Below are 20,365 nucleotides of genomic sequence, written 5' to 3'. Positions count from 1 at the left end.
GCGTGCAATCACACAGCGGGGCGCGCCGGAATGCGCCCGTCCGGTCCGTAGAAGCCGGCCTTTTGCGGCAAGGCCACCTGCAATGCCGTCAGCGCTCGCTGGTTGTAGTCCATGCGCACGCGGATCAGTTCGCCGTTGCTCGTATTGAAGCGCCGCGCGCGCTCGGCCGCTTTTTGCAGCAGCGACCATTGGCCGGCGAGGCGCTCGTCGGCGCTGGCCGCGACTTCCATGCCGGCCCAGCCGGCCGGAAAACCCATGCCGGCGAGCAGTTCGTCGCGGCGGGTTTCAAGCTGTGCGAGTTCGCCGATCAGCGCAGTCTTCTTCTCAATGATCGGCGGCAGCAATTCGACCGGCGACAAGGCGGTCAATGCCTTGGTCTCGAGCGTCAGAACGGAGGCGAATGCCTCAACGGCGGAATACTCTTCGATGAGGGTGGCAAGCAGGGCGTCTTTCATCTCAACAACTCGCTGAACACGGCGGCTCGCGCTTGATCCGCGAGCCGGGTTTGTCGAATGCCGCCCGGCCATTCACCGTACTTCGATGCGTCGATTAGTTGCCGGTCGACGAGGTTTTGCTTTGCAACAGTTCGCGCGCCGTATTGAGCACGCCGTCGGCGATCTTGCCGGAATCGATCTTCAGCGAGCCGTCCTTGATGGCCTGCTTGATCGACTCGACGTGCGCCGTGTCGATATCGGCCGAGCCGGACGCGGCCAGGCTGCGCAGATGCTGCGACAGACCCGAGAGGCTGACGCTGGCGTCGCCCGATCTGCTGGGAGTGGGTTGCGAGGCGGTGCTCGCGGTCTGCGCGCTGGTGTTCGCGGTCGCCGCGTCGCTGTGCTGCGAGCGGGACAGGGCGTCTTTCAACGTCGGCAGATTCGACTTGGTTTGGGAATCGACTTTCACGATTGGCTTCCTGAACGATTTGATTCTGATAACGGCAAGCGTCGATCAAAACTTTAGCGCAATCGCTACGACTTTTTCCTTGTCTATCAAGACGATCCGGCCCTGGAACGGGCGGGGCGTGCGAAACCGCCGCGACGCGGGCATCGCTCCGGCTCACAGTTGAATCTCCACCGTCGAGCCGTCTTTGACGGTGCCCGAGACGATCTGGCCGTTGGCGGTCTTCACGCGCACCTGCTGGCCCGGCGACGCGTTGTTCATCGCGCTGCCTTCCGACGAAATCGCAAAACCTTCACCGGCCGCGACTACGCGCACCGTTTGTCCGATTGACACGGCCGACACGCTCTTCAGCATGTCGCGGCGCAGCGGCATGCCCGCGGCGACGCGCGTCAGGGTCACGGAGCCGACCGCCTGCGACGGATCGGTCACGATGGCCTGCGGCAAGCCGGTCAGATCGCCTTCGCGCGCGACGAGGTCGGCGGCGGTGATGACTTCGCCCGGCGCCATCGCGCGGCCGGCCAGGTAGTAGGTCGCATGCAGCGAGACGCGAGCCTGCAGATAGAGCGTCCACGGACGCTGGCCCGCGCAGCGCACGCCCACGGTCACGCGGCCCCACAGGCGCGCGCCGCTCGGCATGAACGGCTCGAGCATCATGCAAGCCGCGAGGCCGCGCGGAAACGCGGGCGCCACGGTGACATCGACCTTACCCGGCAATCCCGCCGATTGCTGTTGCAGGAACGCGAGGGCCGCGGCCCGGACCGCTTCCGGGTCTTGCTGGCCGGGCAGCGGCGCGGGCTGCGCCGGCGCCGCTGCGCGCAGATTCTGCTGCGTAACGGCGGGCGCGACCTGGCGCGTCGCCGGCATGCGGGCAATGGGTGCGGGCGCGGCGCCGTTCGTCGGCGCACTGGAGCGCGCCGCGACCGGCTTGCCGTCCGCGCCCAACTGCGGCGGCTGGCCTCGCGAGGCGAGGCTGTCGAAACCCTCCGCGGACGATGCCGCCGCCGCTGCGGGATTCGCCACGCCCATAGGGGCGTTGGCCGCCACCGGCTGCGCGCCCGCGGCCTGGCGTGCGCCGTTGGTTTGCGGCGCGGGTGTCACGACGACCGGGGTCACCTGGCGTGGCGCCGGCATGGCATTCACGCGCGCCAGAGCGTCGGCCGCGTTCGCTGCGTTCGTTCCATTGACCGCCCCCGAACCGGCGCGGCCCGGCGCCGGAATGGTGACGACACCGTTCGCGTCCGGCTTGAAACTGGTGCGGATCATGTGCGGCGCGGCAGGCGGTTCGCCCGCGCCCGGAATCACGATCGAGCCGCTCGAATTGGCGGCGCGGGTGAAGGAATCGGCATCGCGCGCGGCGGAGCCCCGCGTCAGCGATTGAGCGGTGGCGGCGGCGAGCGTCGCCGCCGAGCCCGCGCGTTTGCCAGGCGCGGCCTGCATATGCTCGGCGAGATCGGCGAGCGCGGCCAGGTTCTTTTCGTTCGGGCCGGCAATCACGATGGGGCCGCCGGCATCCTCGGCGTGCGCGACATTCGCGAACAGCACTGCCGCGGCAGGCACAGAGAGCGCGCCGCAGACGGCGGGCACGCCCAGCGACGAACTCAACAGGAGCCGCGCCGCAACGCGCACAGCGGCCGCACTTACGCGATGCGCCGCCGCGCGTCTCGCGCGGCGCGTCGGATCGACAGTGGGCTGGTCCATGCGGTTCTCCATCGAATGCATTCGGTACGCCTTGCATTCTATTGAGAGCCCCCCTCGCGCAAACGTTGAATAGAAGCCCCCTTTCCCGGTTATTCGTCCGATTGCTGCTTGCGTTGCGCCCATAAGATGCACCTCATGCAAAAAGGCCTTCCCGCCTGATGCAGTCCTCACGCGAGGCGCACGGGAAGCCTCGGGACCGTTCTCCGGAGATGCTTATGCTGGACAAACTCGATGCCGAATTCGCCTTTGGACGTGAAGCGCTCGATGTGCGCGCTTATCGCCAGGAGCTCCTGTCGTCGAATATCGCCAATGCCGATACGCCTGGCTACAAGGCACGCGACGTCGACTTCTCTTCGTCGCTCGCGGGCGCGCTGAAAAAGACCGGCGCGGCAGCCGCCCATACGGCGTCGAACACCGCCACGCTCGCGATGGCGCAGCCGGCCGGCGTGACGAGCGGGATGTCGATGGCGTCGACGGCGCCGGGCCACATGTCCGGCAAGTCGACGTTGAGCGCGACGGGCGGCACGCCCGACGACTACGGCAATCTGCAATACCGCAATCCGACCCAGCCCGCGCTCGACGGCAACACGGTCGACATCGACACCGAGCGCGTCCAGTTCGCGGATAACACGTTGCACTTCGAATCCGGCATGACGGTGCTGTCGAGCCAGATCAAGACGATGCTGTCGGCGATCCAGTCGGGCTCGTAATCGGGTAACAGTGCGGCCACGGTCTGCACGAAAAGACACACGCAGTACGCAAGAACAATCGCTACGGGAACCAACTTGAAGCCGGCTGTGACCGGCAAGAAAGGTCAGCAAACATGCCTTCTTTGATGAACATATTTGGTGTTGCAGGCTCCGCGATGTCCGCGCAGTCGCAACGGCTCAACGTGACGGCGTCGAACCTCGCCAACGCGGACAGCACGACCGGTCCGGACGGCCAGCCGTACAAGGCCAAGCAGGTCGTGTTCGGCGTTGCGCCGCTCGGCGGCGCGCGCACGGGCTCGGGCCAGCAGGTCGGCGGCGTGCAGGTCACGGGCGTGGTCGACGACCCGACGCCGATGAAGACGGCCTACGACCCGGGCAACCCGGCGGCCAACGCGGACGGCTACGTCACGTTGCCCAACGTCGACCCGGTGCAGGAAATGGTCAACATGATTTCGGCGTCGCGCTCATATCAGGCCAACGTCGAGACCTTGAACACCGCCAAGACCCTGATGCTGAAAACGCTCACGATCGGAACCTGAGGAGAGCCCCTTGACCACTAGCACCACCATCGGCGGCAGCGGCACGACCGTATCGCAAACGCTGCTCGATACGATGAACGGCACGAACAGCACATCGAGTTCGAGCAGTTCCACGAGCTCGACGAGCAGCACGTCCGGCACGTCGGCGACCGATCTGCAGAACACCTTCCTCAGCCTGCTCGTGGCGCAGTTGAAGAACCAGGATCCGACCAATCCGATGGACAGCTCGCAGATGACCTCGCAGCTCGCCCAGATCAACACCGTGTCCGGCATCAGCCAGTTGAACACGACGCTCAGCTCGCTGGCGACGCAGATGTCTGCGGGCCAGCAGTCGCAAGCCGCGCTGCTGATCGGCTCGACCGTGCTCGCGCCGGGAAATTCGGTGTCGGTCGCGAGCGGCAAGGCCGGCGCTTTCGGCGTGCAGCTCGCCAACCCGGTGAGCGACCTGCAGGTCGTCGTGAAGAACTCCGCGGGCCAGATCGTCAACACGATCGATCTCGGCAAGCAGTCGGCCGGCACGATCCCGGTGGGCTGGACGCCGACCGACTCGGCCGGCAACACGCTCCCCGACGGCACCTACACAGTCAGTGCGGTCGGCACGATCAACGGCCAGCAGGCCACGGCCACCACGCTTGCGGGCGCGACCGTGCAAAGCGTCGTCATGCAGAACAACGGTACGCCGGGCCTCGTGCTGTCGAACGGCTCGACCGTCGCGCTGACGAGCGTCGCCGCCATCCTCTGATAAAGATTCAGTCAGTTACGACTTTCCAGACACGGAGACCGTCATGGGTTACCAACAAGGTTTGAGTGGTTTGTCCGCATCCTCGAGCGATCTCGACGTGATCGGCAATAACATTGCCAACGCGAATACGGTTGGCTTCAAGAGCGGCGCGGCGCAATTCGCCGACATGTACGCGAATTCGGTGGCGACGGCGGTGGGTAACCAGGTCGGTATCGGCACGAAGCTCGCGCAAGTGCAGCAGCAATTCTCGCAAGGCACGATCACCAGCACGAACCAGGCGCTCGACGTCGCGATCAACGGCAACGGCTTCTTCCAGCTGTCGAACAACGGCTCGCTCGTGTATTCGCGCAACGGCGTGTTCCAGCTCGACAAGAACGGCTACATCACGAATGCTGAAGGTCTGCAACTGATGGGCTATGGTGCGAACAGCTCCGGCATCATCAACACCGCGCAGACGGTGCCGCTCAGCGTGCCGACCGCGAATATCGCGCCGAAGGCGACCACCAACATTGCCGCGGGCCTGAACCTCAACGCGCAGGACCCGCTGATGCTCGGCACGCCGACCGTCACGGCAGGTGCGACGAACGCCGGCACCCTGACCACGACGGGCGCGACGATCACCAACAGCGCGTCGGGCACGAACAACGATAACTACACGGTCACGTTCACGAGCGCGACCGGCTATACGGTGACCGACGCGACGCTGGGTACCTCGACGACCGGCACGTACACGGCCGGCTCGGCGATCTCGCTCGGCAACGGCCAGACCATTACGTTCAACGGCGTACCCGCGACCGGCGACAGCTACAGCGTTGCACCGACCGCGGTGGCGTTCAACCAGAACAGCTCCTCGACATATAACTACTCGACCAGCACGACGGTGTACGACTCGCTTGGCGGCTCGCAAACGGTCAACATGTACTTCGCCAAGACGGCGGCCGGCACGTGGGACGTGTACGGCGGCGTGTCGACGGGCACTGCGTCGCTGATCGGTCACGCGAACTTCAATTCGTCGGGCACGCTGCTCGGCACGACCGACGCTACCGGCGCCCCGACCAGCACGCCGTACGTCTTCAACTTCTCGGTGCCGACCACCGACGGTTCCGCGACGCCGCAGAACCTGACGCTGAACATTGGCGGTACTACGCAGTACGGCGGCAAGAACGGCGTCAACTCGCTGCAGCCGGACGGTTATGCGGCGGGCACGCTGACCAGTTTCACGATCGGCGCGGACGGCACGCTGACCGGTAACTATTCGAACCAGCAGACCGCGGCGCTCGGCCAGATCGCGCTCGCCAATTTCGCGAACCAGAACGGTCTCGTGAACCTGGGCAACAACGAATTCCAGCAGACCTCGGCTTCGGGCGCCGCGCAAATTTCCGCGCCCGGCTCGACCAATCACGGCGTGCTGCAAGGCGGCGCGGTCGAGAACTCGAATGTCGATCTGACGAGTCAGCTCGTGGACCTGATCACCGCGCAACGCAACTATCAGGCGAACGCGCAGACGATCAAAACGCAGCAGACCGTCGACCAGACGCTCATCAACCTGTAAGCGAGCAGGACGGACCCATCATGGATCGGCTGATCTACACCGCGATGTCGGGCAGCACGCAAGCGCTCGAACAGCAGGCTATCGTTGCGAACAATCTGGCGAACGCGTCGACCACCGGTTTTCGCGCGCAACTGGCGACTTTCCGCGCCGTGCCGCTGTCGTTCGGCGACGGCAGTTCGATCAACGACGACACCACGCGCACCTTCGTGCTGTCGTCCACGCCGGGTGCGGACTACACGCCCGGCCCGATCCAGCAGACGGGCAATCCGCTCGACGTCGCCATTGAAGGGCCGGGCTGGCTGTCGGTGCAAACCGCGGACGGCGGCGAGGCTTATACGCGTGCGGGCAATCTGCACATCGATCAGAACGGCCAGTTGGTGAACGCGACGAATCAGGTGGTGCTCGGCAACGGCGGACCGGTCTCGGTGCCGCCGGGTGCGCAGATCACCATCGGCAAGGACGGCACGGTGTCGGCTCTCACGCCGGGCGATCCGCCGACGGCCGTGGTGACGGTCGATCAGCTCAAGCTGGTCAACCCCGATCCGCAAACTTTGACGCGAGGCGACGACGGCCTCTTTCGCACCGCCGGCGGCGATCCCGCCGACGCGGATCCGACCGTCACGGTGGCGCCTGCATCGCTCGAAGGAAGCAACGTCAATCCAGTCAGCGCGATGGTCTCCATGATCACCAACGCGCGCCAGTTCCAGATGCAGACCAAGCTGCTGGAAAGCGCCGACAAGAACGACCAGTCGGCTAACCAGTTGCTCAGCTTTAGCTAACGGGCCGCTCACGCGCCCAGGAGAAGGACTATGAATCGCTCACTCTACATCGCCGCTACCGGCATGAATGCGCAGCAGGCGCAGATGGACGTGATCTCGAATAACCTCGCGAACGTCAGCACGAACGGCTTCAAGGGCTCGCGCGCCGTGTTCGAGGATCTGCTGTATCAGACCGTCCGCCAGCCGGGCGCGAACTCGACCCAGCAAACCGAGTTGCCGTCGGGCATCCAGCTCGGCACGGGTGTGCAGCAGGTCGCCACCGAGCGTCTGTACACGCAGGGCAACCTGCAGCAAACCGGCAACTCGAAAGACGTCGCCATCAACGGCCAGGGCTTTTTCCAGGTGCAGATGCCCGACGGCACGACCGCCTACACGCGCGACGGCTCGTTCCAGACCAACGCGCAAGGCCAGCTCGTCACGTCGAGCGGCTATCAGGTGATCCCGGCCATCACGGTGCCGAACAACGCGACATCGCTCACCATCGGCAGCGACGGCGTGGTGTCGATCACCGTCGCCGGCTCGACCAACAGCCAGCAGCTCGGCTCGATGCAGATCGCGACCTTCATCAATCCGGCCGGTCTCGATGCGAAGGGCGAAAACCTGTTTGCGGAAACCGCGTCGTCGGGCGCGCCGAACGTCGCGCAGCCGGGCCTGAACGGCGCCGGCACGCTGAATCAGGGCTACGTCGAAGCATCGAACGTGAATGTGGTGCAGGAACTGGTGAACATGATCCAGACGCAACGCGCTTACGAAATCAACAGCAAGGCCGTGACGACGTCCGACCAGATGCTGCAGACGCTCAGCCAGATGCAGGTTTAAGGCTGACGTCGCTGGGAATTAACAGGCTGTAAATCAGGCGGTAATCAAGATGTCGCACTTCACTCGTAATCCGGTTCATCCGCGCACTGCCGCGGCGCTCGCACAGCTCACGCTGCTCGCTGCGCTCGGCGGCTGCGGCCTCGTGCCGAAGGCGCCGATCACGCAGCAGCCGATGACGGCGATGCCGCCGATGCCGCCGCAAGCGCAGGCGGCGGGCTCGATCTACAACCCGGGTTACGCGGGCCGGCCGTTGTTCGAGGACCAGCGGCCGCGCAATGTCGGCGACATTCTGACGATCGTGATCCAGGAAAACGTCAACGCGACCAAGTCCTCGGGCGCGGGCGTGAACCGCAACGGCACGACCAGCTTCGACGTGCCGACCGCCGGGTTTCTGGGCGGCCTGTTCGGCAAGGCGAACCTGAGCGCGAGCGGCGCCAACAAGTTCACCGCGACGGGCGGCGCGAACGCGTCGAACACATTCAACGGCACCATCACCGTGACGGTGACCGGCGTGCTGCCGAACGGCAACCTGATGGTCAGCGGCGAAAAGCAGATGCTGATCAACCAGGGCAACGAATTCGTGCGCTTCTCGGGCGTCGTGAATCCGAACACGATTTCGAACCTGAACGCGGTGTACTCCACTCAGGTGGCCGACGCCAAAATCGAATACTCCGCGAAGGGCTATGTCGACGAAGCTGAGAACATGGGCTTCCTGCAACGCTTCTTCCTTAACGTGTCGCCGTGGTGATCATGGGTACTGTCTCATTCCGCTTGCTCGCGCGAGCTGGCCGCATTGGTCGGGCGCTCGCCTTCGTCGCGCTTGCATGCGCGGCGCTGCCGGCGGCGACGCCTGCTCTCGCGGAGCGTTTGAAGGATCTCGTGCAGATCCAGGGCGTGCGTGACAATCCGCTAATCGGTTACGGCCTCGTCGTTGGTCTCGACGGCACCGGCGACCAGACCACGCAGACCCCGTTCACCACGCAGACGCTCGCCAACATGCTGGCGAACCTCGGCATTTCGATCAACAACCAGGCGGCCGGTTCGAGCAATTCGCAATCGTCGCTGTCGAACGTCCAGTTGAAGAACGTCGCCGCAGTGATGGTGACGGCAGTGCTGCCGCCGTTCGCACGTCCGGGCGAACAGATCGACGTGACTGTGTCGTCGCTCGGCAATGCGAAGAGCCTGCGCGGCGGCACGCTGCTGCTGACGCCGCTCAAGGGCGCCGACGGTCAGGTGTACGCGCTCGGCCAGGGCAATCTCGCGGTCGGCGGCGCCGGCGCGAGCGCCAACGGCAGCAAGGTGCAGGTGAATACGCTCGCGGCGGGCCGGATCTCCGGCGGCGCTATCGTCGAACGCGCGGTGCCGACTTCGGTGTCGCAAGCGGGCACGATGCAGCTCGACCTGAACGAGATGGACTACGACACGACGCAGCGCGTGGTGGCGGCGGTGAACAACGCATTCGGCAGCGGCACGGCCATGGCGCTCGACGGCCGCACGGTTCAACTGCGCGCGCCGAGCGATCCGGAGCAGCAAGTCGCCTTCATGGCGCAGTTGCAGAACCTCGATGTGAAGCCGGCGCAGGCCGCCGCGAAGGTGATCCTTAACGCGCGCACCGGCTCGATCGTGATGAATCAGATGGTCACGCTGCAGAACTGCGCGGTCGCGCACGGCAACCTGTCCGTCGTGATCAACACGCAGCCGGTAGTGAGCCAGCCGGGCGCGTTCTCGAACGGCCAGACGGTCGTGGCCAAGCAGTCGCAGATTCAGATGAAGCAGGACAACGGCGCGCTGAAACTCGTGACCGCTGGTGCGAACCTCGCCGATGTGGTGAAGGCGCTCAACGCATTGGGTGCAACGCCCGCGGATCTGATGTCGATCCTGCAGGCGATGAAAGCGGCGGGCTCTCTGCGCGCCGACCTGGAAATCATCTAAGGAAGACAGCAGATGAATTCGGATACGACCAATTCCGCCGCAGCGGCGAACGATCTTAGCCAGCGCTTCGCGCTCGACGTGCAGGGTTTCGCGAAGCTGAGCGCGCAGGCCAAGGCCTCGCCGCAAGCCGGCATGAAGGTGGCCGCCCAGCAGTTCGACGCGGTCTTCACGCAGATGATGCTAAAGAGCATGCGCGATGCGACGCCGCAGGACGGCCCATTCGATTCGCACGACAGCGCGACCTTCACGTCCATGATGGATCAGCAGTTGTCGCAGCAGATGTCGCAGAAGGGCATCGGCATGGCCGATGCCATGCTCAAGCAGTTGATGCGCAACCAGGGCATGCAGGTGAGCGGCGCGAACGGAGCGGGTGGCGCGGGTGGTTTAGCCGGCATGGCCAGCGCGCTCGGCGGCGGCAGCGGCGGCGACGAAGGCCAGAGCGCGGCGCTCAACGCGCTCGCCAAGGCGTACGGCAATGCGCAAGCCAACGGCCAGCTCGCGATGGGCAAGGGCTACTCGGCCAACAGCGCACTCACGCCGCCGTTAAAGGGCGACGGCAGTTCGCCGAAGGTCGACGCTTTCGTCGACAAGCTCGCGGGTCCGGCGCAGGCTGCCAGCGCGGCGACCGGCATTCCGGCGCGCTTCATCATCGGCCAGGCCGCACTCGAATCGGGCTGGGGCAAGAGCGAGATCAAGAAAGCCGACGGCAGCACCAGCCACAACGTGTTCGGCATCAAGGCGACGAAGGAGTGGACCGGCAAGACGGTTTCCACGCTCACTACTGAGTATGTGAACGGCAAGCCGCAGCGCGTGGTCGAGAAGTTCCGCGCATACGATTCGTATCAGGAAGCCATGACCGATTACGCGAGCATGCTCAAGGGCAATCCGCGTTACGCACAAGTCATCAATTCGGCGCACGACGTGAAGGGTTTTGCCAACGGCATGCAACGCGCCGGTTATGCCACCGATCCACACTACGCGAAGAAGCTGATGTCCATCATGCAAAAGATGGGCTAAGCCGGCGTTAACGCGATCGGCCGGCAGCCATGGCAGCCATGGCGACAGTAAGCGACAGTCCGCCCGCAACAACGCATGGGCGAGTATCGGCGCGACGGATTGTCGACGGACGAATTGATGAGGCGTTATCTGCGAGTTACCGGGGCTTTAACGTTTGCGCGGAATTATTCGAAATAATTTATGAGCAGCCCCTAAATTTTGGCTGGATACTGCCGCTAATCCGTTAGACCCCATACCGGAAGCGTTAATGTCCGGTTGAACGTGCCGCGGCCTGGATGAAAGACCGCTTTAAAGCCCCGGCAGGAGCTCTGGCACGTGCCCGCAAGAACATGCATACCGGCAAGCCCATGGAAACCAATCAGTCGAACGGCCAAACCGACACGCAGTTGCAGCCGCGCGCTCCGCTAGACGACAGTGCACACGACTTTGGCCGCCGCAATCCGCTCGAAATCGGCGTTCAATTGCGCAATCTCGTCAATCGAGGCGATTTCCTCACCGTTCAATACGGGGGCGGCCAGCTCGTGACGCGCCTGCTCGACGTCGACGTGCGCGGACGCACCTTCACCTTCGATTGGGGCGCGTTGTCCGATCAGAACCGTGGCCTGCTCGCCGCGACGGACTGCCTGTTTCACGCGGCGCCCGAGGGCGTGCGCGTCGAGTTCGTCACCGGCACGCCGCGCGAGACGCGTTTTGAAGGTTTGCCGGCGTTCGAAGCCGACTTTCCGCAAGTGCTGTTTTACGTGCAACGCCGCGAATATTTCCGCGTCGACGCACCGATTCTCGATCCGTACCTGTGCAGCGGCCGTCTGCCGGAAGGCGATTCGTTCCGCTTCGAGGTTCACGACTTGTCGCTCGGCGGCGTCGGCATGCGCACTGCCGACCAACGTGTCGCGGAACTGCCCATGGGCACGCGTCTGGAGGATTGCGAATTGTCGCTCGGCGCACTCGGCCGCCTGTCGCTCGATCTGCAACTCGTGTCGCATCGCTCGCTGGCGTTGCCCAACGGCACGCAGCGTTATCAGCTCGGCTTCCGTTTTCTGACGCTGCCGGGCAGCGCGGAAAACACGCTGCAGCGTCTGATCACGCAGCTCGAAATGAAGCGCCGTTCGCTCGTGCGCTGAGTTGTGCGGATCGGACGCGAAGGCCCCGTGCATAAGCCGCGCAAACGTTCAAACAAACTTCGGCAAGCGTTGCGGACGGCCTCAATTTTCCGTCGATCGAGCCGTTAAACACTAAGTTCAAGTAACGCGGCGGCATGTGTGCGGTGTCGCCCTTCAGGATGACGCATGTCCAATCTCATCAATCTTGGCCTCAGTGGACTGAACGCAGCCCAGTGGGGACTTACGACGACCGGCCAGAACATCAGCAACGCGTCGACACCCGGCTATACGATCGAAACGCCGGTCTATGCGGAAACGGGTGGCCAGTACACCGGTTCGGGCTATTTGCCGCAGGGCGTTTCGACCGTCACTGTCACGCGTCAGTACAGCCAGTATCTGACGACGCAGCTCAACGACGCACAGTCGTCGAGCAGCTCGCTGTCCACGTACAACTCGCTGATCTCGCAGTTGAACAATCTGATCGGCAGCCCGACTTCCGGCATTGCGAGCGCGGTCACGAGCTATTTCACCGGCTTGCAGAACGTCTCGAACAACGCTTCGAGCCTCGCCACACGCCAGACGGCGATGAGCGGCGCACAGACGCTCGCGAACCAGATCAACGCCGCCGGCCAGCAATACGACGCGCTGCGCCAGAGCGTCAACACGCAGCTCACCAACACCGTTTCGCAGGTCAACAGCTACACGCAGCAGATCTCGCAGTTGAACGGCCAGATCACCGCCGCGAGCACGCAAGGCCAGCCGCCTAACCAGTTGCTGGATCAGCGCGATCTCGCCGTGTCGAATCTGTCGCAATTGATCGGCGTGCAGGTCGTCAACAGCAACGGCAGCTATAGCGTGTTCATGAGCAACGGCCAGCCGCTCGTGTCGGGCGGCAACAGTTTCAACCTGGGCACCGCGCCTTCGACGGGCGATTCCAGCGAACTGTCGGTGCAGTATCTCGGCCAGGCCGGCGCGAATCCCGCCGCTGCGCCGCAAGACTTGCCGGACAGCAAGATCGAGGGCGGCACGCTCGGCGGGCTCGTCGCATTCCGCAGCCAGACGCTCGATCCGGCAGAAGCGCAACTCGGCGCGATCGCCGTGAGCTTCGCCTCGCAGGTCAACGCGCAGAACGCGCTTGGCATTACGCTTGCCGGCGTGCAGGGTGGCGCACTGTTTTCGGTGGGCGGCCCGACCGTCTATGCGAACACGCAGAACACCGGCAATGCGTCGCTCAGCGTATCGTTCGCGAACGCCGCGCAGCCGACGACCGGTGACTACACGCTCGCCTTCAATGGCACGACGTACACGCTGACCGAGAATTCGACGGGCAGCGTGGTGGGTTCGGCGACCAATCTGGGCCAGCCGATCAACGGCCTGAACTTTTCGACTACCGGCACGATGAACGCCGGCGATTCGTTCACGGTCGAACCGACCCGTGGCGCGTTGAACAGCTTCGCGACCGCGACGACGGATGCCTCGGCGATTGCCGCCGCGGCGCCGGTTCTCGGCGCGGCCGCGTCCACCGACACCGGCACGGGCGCGATCTCGCAGGGCACCGTGACGGCGGGCTACACGATGCCCAGCTCGACCACCACGCTGTCATACAACGGCACGGGACTGACCGGCTTCCCGGTCGGCTCGACCGTGACCGTGGCCGGCTCGCCCGCGACCACGTACCCGATCACGAGCGCGACGACCGTGGTGCCGTATTCGTCGAGTACCGGCGCGAGTCTGACCATCAACAACACGACCGCCGGCCAGATGAACAACGTGTCGGTGACGATCAGCGGCGTGCCCGCTGCCGGCGACAAGTTCACCATCGGCCCGAACACCGGCGCAACCAACGACGGCCGCAACGCGCTGGCGTTGTCGAATCTGTCCACGTCGAAATCGATGAACGGCGGCACGGTCACGCTGACGGGCGCCTATGCGAACTACGTCAACGAGATCGGCAATCAGACCAATCAGATCCAGACTTCGAGCACGGCGCAGGCCTCGCTGGTGACGCAGATCACCACCGCGCAGCAGTCGGTCTCGGGCGTCAACATCAACGAAGAAGCAGCCAATCTGCTTCAGTATCAGCAGCTCTATCAGGCGAACAGCAAGGTGATCCAGACCGCGCAGACCCTGTTCCAGACGCTGCTCGGCATCTTCCAGTGAGGCGTTGAACATGCGCATCTCCAGTACGCAGTACTTCAACATGAACGTGACGACGATGAGCGATCAGCAAGCTCAGTTGTCGCAGCTCTACGCGCAGATTTCGAGCGGCGTGAGCCTTTCCACGCCGTCGGACAATCCGCTCGGCGCAGCGCAGGCGGTGCAGCTGAGTTCGACCGCGACGAGCCTCGCGCAGTACACGACCAACCAGAGCACGGCGCTCGCGTCGCTGCAACTGGAAGACACGACGCTGGGCAGCGTCAACAACGTGTTGCAAAACATTCATACGCTGGTGCTGCATGCCGGCGACGGGGCGCTCAACAACGGCGACCGCGGCTCCATCGCGACCGAACTGCAAAGCTTGCGCAGCCAGTTGATGACGCTCGCCAACGCAACCGACCCGCGAGGCAACTACCTGTTCGCCGGTTATCAGAGCGCCGCGCAGCCGTACACCACGAATTCGGCCGGCGTGGTCACCTATTCCGGCGACACCGGCACGCCCGCCGTGCAGATCACGAACTCGCACGTCGTGCAGACGGGCGACAACGGCATTTCGATTTTCGGCAGCGTTGCGCCGATTGGCACGAGCGCTGTCCCGGCCGCGACCGCAGGCAACACGGGTACCGGCGTCATCAGCACCGTAAGCCTGAACAATCCGACCGATCCGACGAACGCGGACACGTACACGATCAGCTTCACGTCGTCGACGACTTACACGCTGAGCCAAACCGATCCGGCGACGGGCACCGTCACGACGAGCGGCCCGCAGGCGTTCACCGCGGGCGCGGCAATTACGCTCGGCGGCCAGTCGGTGTCGATCAGCGGCGCGCCGAACGCGGGCGACAGCTTCTCCGTGACGCCGGCCACGCAAGGCAGCATGGATGTGTTCCAGAACCTGAGCCAGTTGATCAGCACGCTGCAATCGCCGATTTCGGGCGGCGCCTCGACCGCGAGCTTCCAGAGCGCGCTTACGACCAGCATGACGCAACTCGAAAACACGATGAACAATGTCGTGACCGCGCAGGCGGCAGTGGGTGGCCGCGAGCAGGAGATCCAGGCGTTGCAGACGGTCACGCAGGCCAACACGCTGCAGACGGCCAGCAATCTGTCGGATCTGACGGAGACGGACATGGTCAAGACCGTCGGCAAGTACACGATGACTCAGAACGCCTTGCAAGCGGCGCAACAGGCGTTTGTGAAGATTCAGAACATGTCGTTGTTTCAGTACCTGAACTGAGCGCGCCAGGGTTAGGTTCTAATGAAGAAGGGCGGATACCGGTGTGTGCCGGTTCCGCCCTTTTTGCTTTATACACTTGCGCCGTCGAGAAAAAAGCCTCGTTATCTGAACCCCAGCGCGACGCGTCCCATCTGGTCGATGGCAATCTGGAACAGACGCGTGAAGAACGGAATCATGTTCGGGATCATCAGTTGCAAAAGCAGCAGGCCGATCAGCATGGTGAGCGGAAAGCCGATCTGGAACACGCCGATTTGCGGTGCCGCGCGGTTCAGAATGCCGAGCGCGAGGTTGGTGATCAGCAGCGCGGCGACCACTGGCAACGACAACAGCAGACCCGCGGAAAAAATCGTGCTGCCGAAGTTGGCGAGCGTGCGCCAGCCAGGCGCGCCAAGAATATTCGCCGACACGGGTAGCGAGTTGAAGGAGGCGAGCAGCGCGCTGATCATCTGAAGATGACCGTCGATCACGACGAACACCAGCATCGCGATCGTGTACATGTAACTCGACAGCACCTGACTTGAACTGCTGGCTTGCGCATCGAAGAATGTTGCAAAGCCGAGGCCCATGCCGAGGCCGACGAAATCGCCGGCTGCGCTGATCGCCTGAAACACGATCTGCATCGTCACGCCGAGCGCGATGCCGATCAGGAACTGGTTGACGATGATCCACACGCCCTCGGCGGAGAACACCGTGACTTGCGGCAGCGCGCCGAGCGTCGGGGCGACGATGATCGTGACGAAGGCCGCGAGGCCGATCTTCACGCGCAACGGCAGCGCCCGATTACCCAGCACAGGCGCAGTCGCGACCAGTGCGAGAATCCGCACGAACGGCCACAGGAACGCGGTGAGCCAGGCGTTCAGTTGCGCGTAAGTGACGGAAAACATCGCGACGGCGAGCGAGAGTTGAGCAGGAAAGAAACCAGGCCGCTCAGTTCACGAGCGTCGGGATATTGGTGAGCGTCTGGCGCAGATAGTCGAGCATGGTGGTGAGCATCCACGGACCGGCGATCACCATCGTCACGGCAATCGCGAGAAGCTTCGGAATGAACGACAGCGTGGATTCATTGATCTGCGTGGCGGCCTGGAACAGGCTCACCACCAGACCGACCACCAGCGCGACCAGCAGGAGCGGCGCCGCGAGCAACAGGCCGACATACATGGCCTGGTGCGCGAGCGTCATGACGGATTCTGAATTCATGGCGATTCAACCGGAAACCTGAATAACGTGAAAGACCCGAGGGCGGTCAAACAAAGCTCTGTGCGAGCGAGCCAAGCAGCAGTTGCCAGCCGTCGACGAGCACGAACAACATCAGCTTGAACGGCAGCGAAATGGTTGCGGGCGACACCATCATCATGCCCATCGACATCAGCACGCTCGCCACCACCATGTCGATGATGAGGAACGGAATGAAGATCGTGAAGCCGATCTGAAAGCCCGTCTTCAGTTCGCTCGTGACGAACGACGGCACCAGCAGCGACAGCGGCACGTCTTCGGGACCTTGCATCGGCGCGGCATGCGAGATGCGCGCGAACAGCGCGAGGTCACTTTCGCGCGTCTGACGCAGCATGAAAGTCTTGAACGGCGCGAGGCCGCGGCTGACTGCCTGCTCCATCGGCATCGAGCCTTCGGAGAAGGGTTTGTAGCCGTCGGTGTAAGCCTTGTCGAGCACTGGCGACATCACGAACAGCGTGAGGAACAGCGCGAGTCCGACGAGTACCTGGTTAGGCGGCGTGGTCGTGGTGCCGAGCGCCTGGCGCAGCAGCGACAACACGATGATGATGCGCGTGAAGCTCGTCATCATCAGGACCATGGCCGGCAGGAACGACAGCATCGTGAGCAGCAGCATCGTCTGCACGCTCAACGAATAAGTGGTGCCGCCATTCGGGCCCGGGCTCGTGTTGAAGGCCGGCAAGCCGGCGGTTTGCGCGAACGACAGCGTCGGCAGCGCGAGCATCAGCGCGGGCAATGCAATGGAGGCGAACGGAGCAACGCGGCGCAAGGTGCGGGCTACTTTCGAGGCGACGCGCGAAGTGCGGCTGGATTGCGCGCGATGCGCCGATTGAAGACTGAACTGCATTACCGAACCCCGTTGCCTTGCCCGTTGAAACGCTTGCCCACTTCGCCTTTCAAAGCGTCGCGAAAGCGCTGGCCGAAGCTGCCAGGCAGCGCCGTACCAGTGCTGCCTGGCGTGCCCGCTTGCGCATTGCCGGCGGATTCGATGGCGACCGAGCCGGCCGGCATCGTATGAAGCAGACGCACATTGCCGGGCGCCGCGCCGAGTACGAGCCACGTATCGCCAATCTCGACCACCGCGACGCGTTCCTTGCCCCCGAGCGACGTGCCGCCGACTGTCTTCACGAGACCGCCGCGATTGCCCGGCTGCAAGCCGAAGCGGCGCGCGAGCCACGCGCATCCGAACACCAGACCGATCACGACCAGCAGGCCGACGATCGTTTGCAACACCGCGCCGACGCCGAGCGCCGGAACCGCCGTGCCCGCGCCGACACCCGACGCGATTTTCGCTGCGTTGTTGACCGCGTTCATGTCGGCCGCGTGTGCGGCGGGCGGTACGCACAGCGTGCAGAACGACCCTGCCGCAGCAAGCACTCCACGCACTGCGCGGCGGAAAACATGACGCGGCGCAGAGAACGCGACGCGGCGGGCTACGGCTTTCATCGATTCAACTTCCGGATACGTTCGGACGGCGTGATGATGTCGGTCAGGCGAATACCGAACTTGTCGTTCACCACCACCACTTCACCTTGTGCGATCAGGCAGCCGTTGACGAGCACGTCCATCGGCTCGCCGGCCATGCCGTCCAGTTCCACCACCGAGCCTTGCGCGAGTTGCAGCAGGTTGCGGATCGCGAGCTTGGTGCGGCCGAGTTCGACGGTCATCTGGACAGGAATGTCCAGGATCATTTCGATGTCGTTGCGCGTGGAACTCGGCGCGACTTTCGACAGCGGCTGGAACACGCCGGCCGTGCTTGCGCTGATTTCGCTGGTGTTGTCGTTCTGCTCGGCGAGCGCGCTCGCCCAGTCGGCTAGCGCCGCTTCGTCTTCCGCGCTCGCCGCGTCGACGCTCAGCTCTTCCTCGGGCTTTGCGTTCAGATCACTCATATCCACCTTCCTTCATTGTGTCGGCTGCGCTGATCATCTTCTGGACGCGCAACGCGTATTGACCGTTGAAAATTCCGTAGCCGCATTCCATCACCGGCACGCCGTCGACTTTCGCGGTGATGTGCTCGGGAATGTTGATCGGCAGAACATCGCCTTTGCGCATATTCAGGATCTGCTCGAACGTGATCGGCACCTGCGCGAGATCGGCGGTTAGTTCGACTTCCGCCGCCTGCACCTGCTGCGACAGCACGCGAACCCAGCGGCGGTCGACTTCCAGCGCCTCGCCCTGGATCGGCGACGACAGGATGTCGCGGATCGGCTCGATCATCGAATACGGCATGCAGATGTGCAGCGTGCCGCCCGTGGTGCCGAACTCGATCGAGAACTGCGTGACGATGACGATTTCGTTCGGCGTCGCCACGTTGGCGAACTGCGTGTGCATCTCCGAGCGCATGTATTCGAACTGGAGCGGCCGCACGCTTTTCCACGACGCCGCGTAATGTTCGAACGTCAGATTGAGCAGTTTCATGATGATGCGCTGCTCGGTCTGCGTGAAGTCGCGTCCTTCGACACGCGTATGAAAACGTCCGTCGCCGCCGAACAGGTTGTCGACCACGAAGAACACCAGGTTCGGGTCGAACACGAACAGCGACGTGCCGCGCAACGGCTTCACGTGGACCAGGTTCAGGTTGGTCGGAATCGGCAGGTTGCGTGTGAACTCGCTGTACTTTTGCACCTTCACGGGACCGACGGAGATTTCCGCCGAGCGCCGCATGAAGTTGAAGATGCCGACGCGCAACAGGCGCGCGAAGCGGTCGTTGATGATTTCGAGGCCGGGCATCCGGCCCCGGACGATGCGTTCCTGCGTCGCGATGTTGTAGGGACGTACGCCTACACGCTCGCTTTGCTCGGCTTCAGAGTCGGACTCGCCGGTTACGCCCTTGAGGAGGGCATCGACCTCCTCCTGGGACATGAACTCTTCGTGGCCCATTCCTTATTCCTCGTGCATACCGTAGCGGTTGATGATGGCAGTGCTGGACAGCGTCACGGCGACGTCACTGCACGACGAATTCGGTGAACAACACGTCCTGGACATGGATCGGCGCCGCGCCCTTGTCGGTCGGTTGCTCGATGAGCGTGCGCAGTTCGGTGGCGAGCGCGTGCTTGCCTTCGAGCGGCGCGAGTTCATCCGGATGGTGGTTCGACAGCGCGAGCAGGATGCGGCTGCGGATTTCCGGCATGTGATCGGTGAGTTCCTGCGGCGTCTTCGGGTCGGTGAGCTTGAGCGTGAGGCCGATGCGCAGGAAGTGCTGCTGACCGTCGTCCGATTGCAGATTGACCGTCATCGATTCGAGCGGGAAGAATGTCGGCGCGGGAGCCGGGGCCGGCGCGGCTGCGGTAGCGGCGGCCGGGGCGCGCTTGGACATGAAGAACCACACCCCTGCGCCGGCAGCGCCGGCGGCGACGATAGCGATAAGGGCGATCAGGATGATGCGCTTCAAGGGACCCGGGGAAGCGGGCGCGGCTTGCTGATTTGCAGGAGTGGTAGCCATGAGGTTTGCTTGCTTGCCGTTAGTGCTGGTGATGGTGATTGTTGTTGATTTGCCTTCGGCGCGATGGGTCGAACAGAAGGGTTAATGCCGGCTATCTCTGGTTTTTGGTGGTGCCCTTGCAGGGCGGTGCGGCGGTGCTTTTACTGTCTTTTGCTTCTGGGTTTTTTTGTTCTGTGGTGGCTATTCTTCTTGGCCTTTTCTTGAATTCGCGGTGGTCTATTGGGTTGCCCTTTGCGGGGCGGCACTTACTTTCTTTGCGGCCGCAAAGAAAGATAAGCAAAGAAAGCGGCTCACACCGCCAGCTCATAAGGGGTCCCCTGGCTTGGAGCTCAGGATTACCCACATCTGCGCGGGGATAGCGCTTGTAAACAGCTTGAGGCGGTGTTAACTTGAGGCACCGCCACAGGAACTACACGTAATTGCCTTCGACCGACAATCAGGATGACCAGGACGACTGGGCCGACATCGAATTCGGCGCGGCAAATCTGGGCGATGCCCGTCTGACGAGCCG

22 protein-coding genes are annotated in these 20,365 nt (G+C 63.6%); 12 read left to right on the top strand and 10 right to left on the bottom strand.

Annotated features, from left to right (window positions below):
- Positions 1-8: 8 nt before the first annotated feature.
- From C0Z16_RS31920 to flgA, 3 genes are all read right to left on the bottom strand, one after another.
- A complete protein-coding gene (locus C0Z16_RS31920; protein ID WP_102636026.1) occupies positions 9-455 on the bottom strand; it encodes a flagella synthesis protein FlgN in 447 nt (148 codons plus the stop codon).
- Between the two features lie 94 nt (positions 456-549).
- The gene (gene flgM, locus C0Z16_RS31915) at positions 550-903 is read right to left on the bottom strand and encodes a flagellar biosynthesis anti-sigma factor FlgM (RefSeq protein ID WP_102636025.1); all 354 of its coding nucleotides are present in this window, start codon (positions 901-903) and stop codon (positions 550-552) included.
- A 153-nt stretch (positions 904-1,056) separates the two neighbouring features.
- Positions 1,057-2,598: a flagellar basal body P-ring formation chaperone FlgA gene (gene flgA / locus C0Z16_RS31910; protein WP_102636050.1), complete on the bottom strand. Its 1,542-nt coding sequence runs from the start codon at positions 2,596-2,598 to the stop codon at positions 1,057-1,059.
- Between the two features lie 215 nt (positions 2,599-2,813).
- Between flgA and flgB the strand changes: the two genes are divergently transcribed.
- The 12 genes from flgB to flgL all read left to right on the top strand — a co-directional run bounded on the left by flgB (position 2,814) and on the right by flgL (position 15,182).
- Positions 2,814-3,308 carry a flagellar basal body rod protein FlgB gene (gene flgB, locus C0Z16_RS31905; RefSeq protein WP_102636024.1) on the top strand — a complete coding sequence of 165 codons (495 nt, stop codon included), beginning with the start codon at positions 2,814-2,816 and terminating at the stop codon, positions 3,306-3,308.
- A 113-nt stretch (positions 3,309-3,421) separates the two neighbouring features.
- A complete protein-coding gene (gene flgC / locus C0Z16_RS31900) occupies positions 3,422-3,847 on the top strand; it encodes a flagellar basal body rod protein FlgC (RefSeq protein ID WP_027776973.1) in 426 nt (141 codons plus the stop codon).
- A 10-nt stretch (positions 3,848-3,857) separates the two neighbouring features.
- Positions 3,858-4,589 carry a flagellar hook assembly protein FlgD gene (gene flgD, locus C0Z16_RS31895; RefSeq protein ID WP_102636023.1) on the top strand — a complete coding sequence of 244 codons (732 nt, stop codon included), beginning with the start codon at positions 3,858-3,860 and terminating at the stop codon, positions 4,587-4,589.
- 43 nt (positions 4,590-4,632) lie between these two features.
- Positions 4,633-6,141 (top strand): flagellar hook protein FlgE, encoded by a 1,509-nt coding sequence (locus C0Z16_RS31890; RefSeq protein ID WP_102636022.1) that lies wholly within the window; start codon positions 4,633-4,635, stop codon positions 6,139-6,141.
- 20 nt (positions 6,142-6,161) lie between these two features.
- Positions 6,162-6,920 carry a flagellar basal-body rod protein FlgF gene (flgF, locus tag C0Z16_RS31885; RefSeq protein WP_102636021.1) on the top strand — a complete coding sequence of 253 codons (759 nt, stop codon included), beginning with the start codon at positions 6,162-6,164 and terminating at the stop codon, positions 6,918-6,920.
- Between the two features lie 30 nt (positions 6,921-6,950).
- Complete coding sequence (gene flgG / locus C0Z16_RS31880) at positions 6,951-7,739, top strand: flagellar basal-body rod protein FlgG (RefSeq protein WP_102636020.1); 789 nt, start codon at positions 6,951-6,953, stop codon at positions 7,737-7,739.
- A 49-nt stretch (positions 7,740-7,788) separates the two neighbouring features.
- Positions 7,789-8,487 carry a flagellar basal body L-ring protein FlgH gene (gene flgH, locus C0Z16_RS31875; RefSeq protein ID WP_102636019.1) on the top strand — a complete coding sequence of 233 codons (699 nt, stop codon included), beginning with the start codon at positions 7,789-7,791 and terminating at the stop codon, positions 8,485-8,487.
- A gap of 2 nt (positions 8,488-8,489) precedes the next feature.
- Positions 8,490-9,671 carry a flagellar basal body P-ring protein FlgI gene (locus C0Z16_RS31870; protein ID WP_102636018.1) on the top strand — a complete coding sequence of 394 codons (1,182 nt, stop codon included), beginning with the start codon at positions 8,490-8,492 and terminating at the stop codon, positions 9,669-9,671.
- Positions 9,672-9,683: 12 nt separating this feature from the next.
- Positions 9,684-10,688, top strand: coding sequence for a flagellar assembly peptidoglycan hydrolase FlgJ (gene flgJ / locus C0Z16_RS31865; RefSeq protein ID WP_102636017.1), 1,005 nt, complete (start codon positions 9,684-9,686; stop codon positions 10,686-10,688).
- A gap of 347 nt (positions 10,689-11,035) precedes the next feature.
- Complete coding sequence (locus C0Z16_RS31860; RefSeq protein ID WP_175130704.1) at positions 11,036-11,809, top strand: flagellar brake protein; 774 nt, start codon at positions 11,036-11,038, stop codon at positions 11,807-11,809.
- A gap of 165 nt (positions 11,810-11,974) precedes the next feature.
- Complete coding sequence (gene flgK, locus C0Z16_RS31855) at positions 11,975-13,948, top strand: flagellar hook-associated protein FlgK (protein WP_102636015.1); 1,974 nt, start codon at positions 11,975-11,977, stop codon at positions 13,946-13,948.
- Between the two features lie 10 nt (positions 13,949-13,958).
- Positions 13,959-15,182: a flagellar hook-associated protein FlgL gene (flgL, locus tag C0Z16_RS31850; protein ID WP_102636014.1), complete on the top strand. Its 1,224-nt coding sequence runs from the start codon at positions 13,959-13,961 to the stop codon at positions 15,180-15,182.
- Between the two features lie 101 nt (positions 15,183-15,283).
- Here flgL and fliR read toward each other — a convergent pair whose 3' ends face one another.
- From fliR to fliL, 7 genes are all read right to left on the bottom strand, one after another.
- Positions 15,284-16,066, bottom strand: coding sequence for a flagellar biosynthetic protein FliR (fliR, locus tag C0Z16_RS31845; protein WP_102636013.1), 783 nt, complete (start codon positions 16,064-16,066; stop codon positions 15,284-15,286).
- A gap of 43 nt (positions 16,067-16,109) precedes the next feature.
- Positions 16,110-16,379: a flagellar biosynthesis protein FliQ gene (fliQ, locus tag C0Z16_RS31840; protein ID WP_013340831.1), complete on the bottom strand. Its 270-nt coding sequence runs from the start codon at positions 16,377-16,379 to the stop codon at positions 16,110-16,112.
- A gap of 46 nt (positions 16,380-16,425) precedes the next feature.
- Complete coding sequence (gene fliP / locus C0Z16_RS31835; protein WP_102636012.1) at positions 16,426-17,259, bottom strand: flagellar type III secretion system pore protein FliP; 834 nt, start codon at positions 17,257-17,259, stop codon at positions 16,426-16,428.
- A complete protein-coding gene (fliO, locus tag C0Z16_RS31830) occupies positions 17,259-17,858 on the bottom strand; it encodes a flagellar biosynthetic protein FliO (RefSeq protein ID WP_102636011.1) in 600 nt (199 codons plus the stop codon). Before fliO ends, fliP begins: the two co-directional genes overlap by 1 nt.
- On the bottom strand, positions 17,855-18,301 hold the full coding sequence (gene fliN / locus C0Z16_RS31825) for a flagellar motor switch protein FliN (protein ID WP_102636010.1): 447 nt from the start codon (positions 18,299-18,301) through the stop codon (positions 17,855-17,857). Before fliN ends, fliO begins: the two co-directional genes overlap by 4 nt.
- Positions 18,294-19,292: a flagellar motor switch protein FliM gene (gene fliM, locus C0Z16_RS31820; RefSeq protein WP_020070762.1), complete on the bottom strand. Its 999-nt coding sequence runs from the start codon at positions 19,290-19,292 to the stop codon at positions 18,294-18,296. Before fliM ends, fliN begins: the two co-directional genes overlap by 8 nt.
- 64 nt (positions 19,293-19,356) lie before the next feature.
- Positions 19,357-19,854: a flagellar basal body-associated protein FliL gene (gene fliL, locus C0Z16_RS31815; RefSeq protein WP_102636009.1), complete on the bottom strand. Its 498-nt coding sequence runs from the start codon at positions 19,852-19,854 to the stop codon at positions 19,357-19,359.
- Between the last annotated feature and the right edge of the window lie 511 nt (positions 19,855-20,365).

The organism is Paraburkholderia rhynchosiae (genome assembly GCF_002879865.1).
GTDB classification, from domain to species: Bacteria; Pseudomonadota; Gammaproteobacteria; order Burkholderiales; family Burkholderiaceae; genus Paraburkholderia; species Paraburkholderia rhynchosiae.
Note: the sequence above shows the minus strand (reverse complement) of the source record. Positions and strands in the feature narration are given on the sequence as shown.